Genomic DNA, 5,009 nt, shown 5'->3' with positions numbered 1-5,009 from the left:
CAAGTGGTGCTTTCCCGGTCGAAGGGGGTTTGCTTTGTGCCAGGCTTCGGCGTCAGGAAGGCGCCGGCGGGCGGAATTCAAAGAGAATGACCACAGAACTGATCGGGCTGCTCCCCGTCCCCTTTCACCCGAGTCCCTTCCGGGAACGCGGCGGCGGCGCGCGGACCCGGGGATCGACGCCCCGTGGTCCCGCCAATACAGAGCGCCGCCGCTTTCCGCCCTCGACCGGGACCCGCCCCGCGACCCATCGTCCTACTCAGGAGTAGCGGGGCCACAGTTAACCAGCCTGTCACATGCCTCGCAATCCCCTCGAAAGTAGAACTTGACCCCGCCAATTGCTCACGGGAGTGACAAAAGACCCGGTCACCGGCATGGGCGGTCAGCGGCAGGACGCTCACCCTATGACAAAGGTTGACAACTCAACACGAACAAGGCGATTACGGAGCGTTAAATGATCTCCGTGCGAGGAGTGCCGCCGGCCGCCCCGGCCCGGCCGCTACCTGGCCGGGTACTCGTGCACGACGACGGCCGCGGCGCGCACCCCGGGATGCCGCTGCAGCACCGCCTCGATCTCGCCCAGCTCCATCCGCACGCCGGAGATCTTCACCTGCCGGTCGACCCGCCCCAGGTACTGCAGGGTCGGGCGGTCCTCGCCGCCCGCCCCGGCGGGCAGCAGCCGCACGGCGTCGCCCGTCCGGTAGAGCCGCCCGGTCGGTGACGGGCCGAACGGGTCCAGGTAGAACGCCTCCCGGGTCCGCTCGTCGTTGCCCAGGTAGCCGCGGCCCACGGCGACGCCGCCGACGAACAGCTCGCCGGTCTCGCCCGCGTCGCACGCCGTCCAGGTCCCGTCGTCGCCCTCCCGCAGGACGTGCAGGCGCGCGTTGACGACCGGGGTGCCGATCGGCAGCCGCAGCAGGTCCAGGTCCCCTCCGGTCACCGTGTGGTGGGTGACGTCGTCGGAGCACTCGGTGGGCCCGTAGGCGTTGAGCAGTCGCGCGTGCGGCATGGCCTCCAGCCAGCGGCGCGCCAGCTCGGCCGGCAGCTCCTCGCCCGTAGCGATCATCCAGCGCAGCCCGCCGAGGCTCCCCTCGGGCGCCCCCGGCAGGTCGTCCAGCAGGTGCCGGACCATGGTCGGGACCAGCTCGACGACCGTGATGCCCTGCTCGTCCACCGCCCGCGCGAACGCGACCGGGTCGTGGCCGACCTCGTCGCCGATCACGTCCACCCGGCCGCCGACCAGCAGCGGGGCCAGCATCTGCCAGATCGAGATGTCGAACCCGAGCGGCGCGGTGAACGCGAGGACGTCGTCCCCGGTCAGCTCCAGGTCGACGATCTTGGCCCAGAGGTGGTTGACCATCCCCTGGTGCTCGACGACCGCGCCCTTCGGCCGGCCCGTGGACCCCGAGGTGAACAGCACGTACCGGGGCCGGTCCAGGCCGTGCAGGCGCGGCCCGCCCGCCCACGGCTCCAGGCCCGCCGCGTCCGCCGCGCGCAGCACCCGGCACCCGGCCTCCGCGGCGCCCTCCAGCAGCGCCGGCGCGCTCGCGCCGTCGTCCACCAGCACCAGCACCGACGCGCCCGCCTGGTCGAGGACGTCGCGGACGCGCCCGGCCGGCCAGGTCTCGTCGGCCGGCACGTACAGCGCGCCGACCAGCTCGATCGCCAGGAACGCCGCCACCACCGCGGCGCAGCGCCCGCCGCCGACCCCCACCACGGTGCCGGGCTCGACGCCCGCGCCCGCCAGCAGCGCGGCCAGCCGGCGCGCCTCCGCCGCGAGGCCGGCGTAGGACAGCGACCGGGTCCGGTCGGTCACCGCGGGCCGGTCCCGCTCGGCGGCGAACCGCTCCACCCGGACGATCAGCGGGTCGGCGAGGTCGACCGCGTGCTCGCGCACCATCCCGTGCCGCGCCGCCAGCTCCCGCGCCCGCTCCGCCTCGCCGGCGGGCACGGCGAGGACGGGCAGGCCGTCCAGGGGCAGCAGCCGATCCACGGCCGGGCCGCGAGCGCTCATCTTCACTCTCCGTGATGTCGTTCTTCTCCACCGTCATCGGCAAAAGAAGTGGAGGTCATAGCTTATGTCCGGCTCCGGTCGGCACCGCTCCGGATTCCGCGGATTGGACCCTACTCGCAGGTAATCGGGGGTTGCGACGGAACATGCCCGAAGGTACGGTGAGGCTCCGCCATGGTCTGGCGTGAGGCCCGCGGCGAACTCGGGGGAAGATGAGGGAATTGTTTCTTCATTCAAGGGTGACAGCGTGCCGATAATCACCTCGCCGCAGGATTTCAATGTGGACGACCTTTACGTCGACCTACGCCGCGTCATCGACCGTCCGCTCTTCCTCAAATGCGAGGGATTCAATTTCGCCGGCTCGGTGAAACTGAAGGCCGCAGCCGCGATGGTGGAGGCCGCCGAACGCGAGGGCGTGCTCGCCCCCGGCTCGACGATCGTCGAGTCGTCCTCCGGCAACCTCGGCATCGCGCTCAGCCTGATCGCCGCCGACCGCGGCCTGCGGTTCGTCTGCGTCACCGACCCGCGCTGCAACCCCGCCTCCGTCAAGGTCATGCGCGCGCTCGGCGCGGAGGTCCGCGTCATCGCCGACAAGGACGCCAACGGCGGCTACCTCGGCGGCCGCATCAAGTACGTCCAGGACCTGTGCGCGTCCGGCGACGGGTACGTCTGGCTGAACCAGTACGCCAACCGCAACAACTGGCTCGCCCACTACCGCGGGACCGCGCCGGCGATCGACAGGCAGTTCCCCGACCTGGAGGTCCTCTTCGTCGGGGCGGGCACCACCGGCACCCTGATGGGCTGCGCCCGCTACTTCCGCGAGCACCGCCGGCCCGTCACGATCGTGGCGGTCGACGCGGTCGGCTCGGTCACCTTCGGCGGCATCCCCGAGCGGCGGATGGTGCCCGGCCTCGGCACCAGCGCCAGGCCCGCGCTCGTCGACGAGTCCTACATCGACGACGTCGTGCACGTCGCCGAGCCCGACACGATCCGCACCGTGCACGCGCTGTCCTCGCGCGGGTTCCTGTTCGGCGGCTCGACCGGGACCGTGGTGTCCGGCGCGTCCCGCTGGCTGGACGCCAAGTACCCCGGCGAGGACCCCGTCGCCGTCGCCATCGCCCCCGACCTCGGCGAACGCTACCTCGACTCCCTTTACGACGAGAGCTGGCTCGGCGAGCACTTCGGCGAACTGCTCCCGGGCCTCGATCTCCCGGCCGCCGGTATTCTCGGCGTCTGATCATCCCGAACACCGCGAAAAGGACACGGAGTCCCTCCATGACGCAGGCCCCCACGTTCGCCGTGATCTCCGGCGCCCAGGTCCACGACGCGATCGCCGGGCGCGAGGAGCAGGTCATCGGCATGGTCGAGGCCGCCTACCGGCTGCACGGCGAGGGCCGCACCGTCAACCCCGACTCCTACTTCCTGCGGTTCCCGGACCGGCCGTCCGACCGGATCATCGCGCTGCCCGCCTCCGTCAAGGGCGACGTGGACGTGCACGGCATCAAGTGGATCTCCAGCTTCCCCGGCAACGTCGCGAACGGGATCCCCCGCGCGTCCGCCGTGCTGATCCTCAACGACGCCGAGACCGGCTACCCGTTCGCGTGCCTGGAGAGCTCCATCATCTCCGCCGCGCGCACCGCCGCGTCGGCGTCGCTCGCCGCCGCGACCCTCGCCGACGCGCGCGGCGACCGGCCCCGCCGGGTCGGCTTCGTCGGCGTCGGCCTGATCGCCCGGTACATCCACACCTACCTGGCGGGCAACGGCTTCACGTTCGACGAGCTCGGCATCCACGACCTGTCCCCCGAGCACGCCGAGGGCTTCAAGGGCTACCTCGAACGCTCCGAGAAGGGCACGGTCACCGTCCACGACTCCGCCGAGTCGCTGATCCGCTCGTCCGACCTGATCGTCTTCGCCACCGTCGCGGGCGAGCCGCACGTCACCGACCCGGCCTGGTTCGCGCACAATCCGCTCGTGCTGCACGTCTCGCTGCGGGACCTCTCCCCCGAGATCATCCTGTCCGCGTACAACGTCGTGGACGACGTCGAGCACTGCATGAAGGCCAACACGTCGCCGCACCTGGCCGAGCAGAAGGTCGGCAACCGCGACTTCGTCGCCGGCACCCTCTACGACGTCCTCACCGGCGCCACCACCCCGCCCGCCGGCAAGCCGGTGGTCTTCTCCCCGTTCGGCCTCGGCGTCCTCGACCTCGCCGTCGCCAAGTACGTCCACGACCAGGTAACCGCCGCCGGAAACCTGCACACGATCCCCGGCTTCTTCCACGAGATGAAGCGCTACGGCTGACCCGCACCTCGAAGAGGCCGCCCGCCCGCGCGGCATCCCACCGGGTCACGCGAACTCGGACGTGTCCAGCTCGATCCCGAACGGCTCCGGCAGCGAGATCGCCTTCCCGAACGGCACCTGGTGCGAGTCGCCGTAGTCCCTGCCGTCCGGCTCGCTGAACAGGGTCACCCTTCGCCTCTCCCGGTCCACCAGCAGGTAGTGCGGGATGTTCGCGCGGGCGTACGCGCACCGCTTCGCCTCGCGGTCGCGTTCCGGCCGGAAACCCGTGACCTCGACGACCATGGCGATGCCGTCAGACGGTGACCAGGGGTCGCCGCTGTGGACGTAGTGCCCGTCCGACGGGACGAGCACCAAGTCCGGTCGCACGTGGTCGTCCAGGTCGCGGTCGCGCCCCGGCAGGACGACGCCGAGGCTCGGCAGCGGATCGAACCTGCGGGCGCAGCGTCCGCAGACCTGCAGGATCAACTCGGAAACGCAGTGCTCGTGCGATCCCACCGGAACGCCGGTCACGAAGATCTCCCCGTCGATCAGCTCGACGCGGTAGCCCTTCGGGGCATCGGTCTCCAGGAAGTGCTCCAGGAGAACGCCCTCCCGCTCCCGGGCACCCACGTCGTTGTCCGCCGTCACGAGCGGCTCCTCTCGTCTCGACGGGGAACCTATATTCAACGTGTGACAGTTCGAGTGCGCTTCGTCATGGGAG

General features: G+C 71.0%; 4 protein-coding genes. 2 read left to right on the top strand and 2 right to left on the bottom strand.

What is annotated here, in order from left to right; translation table 11 throughout:
- Positions 1 to 496: 496 nt before the first annotated feature.
- On the bottom strand, positions 497 to 2,011 hold the full coding sequence (locus ABT299_RS05165) for an amino acid adenylation domain-containing protein (RefSeq protein WP_500249824.1): 1,515 nt from the start codon (positions 2,009 to 2,011) through the stop codon (positions 497 to 499).
- Between the two features lie 277 nt (positions 2,012 to 2,288).
- Between ABT299_RS05165 and sbnA the strand changes: the two genes are divergently transcribed.
- Positions 2,289 to 3,245, top strand: coding sequence for a 2,3-diaminopropionate biosynthesis protein SbnA (sbnA, locus tag ABT299_RS05160; RefSeq protein ID WP_347257059.1), 957 nt, complete (start codon positions 2,289 to 2,291; stop codon positions 3,243 to 3,245).
- Between the two features lie 38 nt (positions 3,246 to 3,283).
- Complete coding sequence (gene sbnB / locus ABT299_RS05155) at positions 3,284 to 4,309, top strand: 2,3-diaminopropionate biosynthesis protein SbnB (protein ID WP_500249823.1); 1,026 nt, start codon at positions 3,284 to 3,286, stop codon at positions 4,307 to 4,309.
- 45 nt (positions 4,310 to 4,354) lie between these two features.
- Here the strand turns inward: sbnB and ABT299_RS05150 are convergent, their stop codons facing one another.
- Positions 4,355 to 4,936, bottom strand: coding sequence for a Uma2 family endonuclease (locus ABT299_RS05150; protein ID WP_500249822.1), 582 nt, complete (start codon positions 4,934 to 4,936; stop codon positions 4,355 to 4,357).
- Positions 4,937 to 5,009 lie beyond the last annotated feature (73 nt).

Source organism: Spirillospora sp. NPDC000708 (genome assembly GCF_040299565.1).
Taxonomy (GTDB): domain Bacteria; phylum Actinomycetota; class Actinomycetes; order Streptosporangiales; family Streptosporangiaceae; genus Spirillospora.
Note: the sequence above shows the minus strand (reverse complement) of the source record. Positions and strands in the feature narration are given on the sequence as shown.

Excerpts from the sequence above, each read along its gene's own strand:
- ABT299_RS05165 (WP_500249824.1), bottom strand. The coding sequence starts at position 2,011 with ATGAGCGCTCGCGGCCCGGCCGTGGATCGGCTGCTGCCCCTGGACGGC.
- sbnB (WP_500249823.1), top strand. The coding sequence starts at position 3,284 with ATGACGCAGGCCCCCACGTTCGCCGTGATCTCCGGCGCCCAGGTCCAC.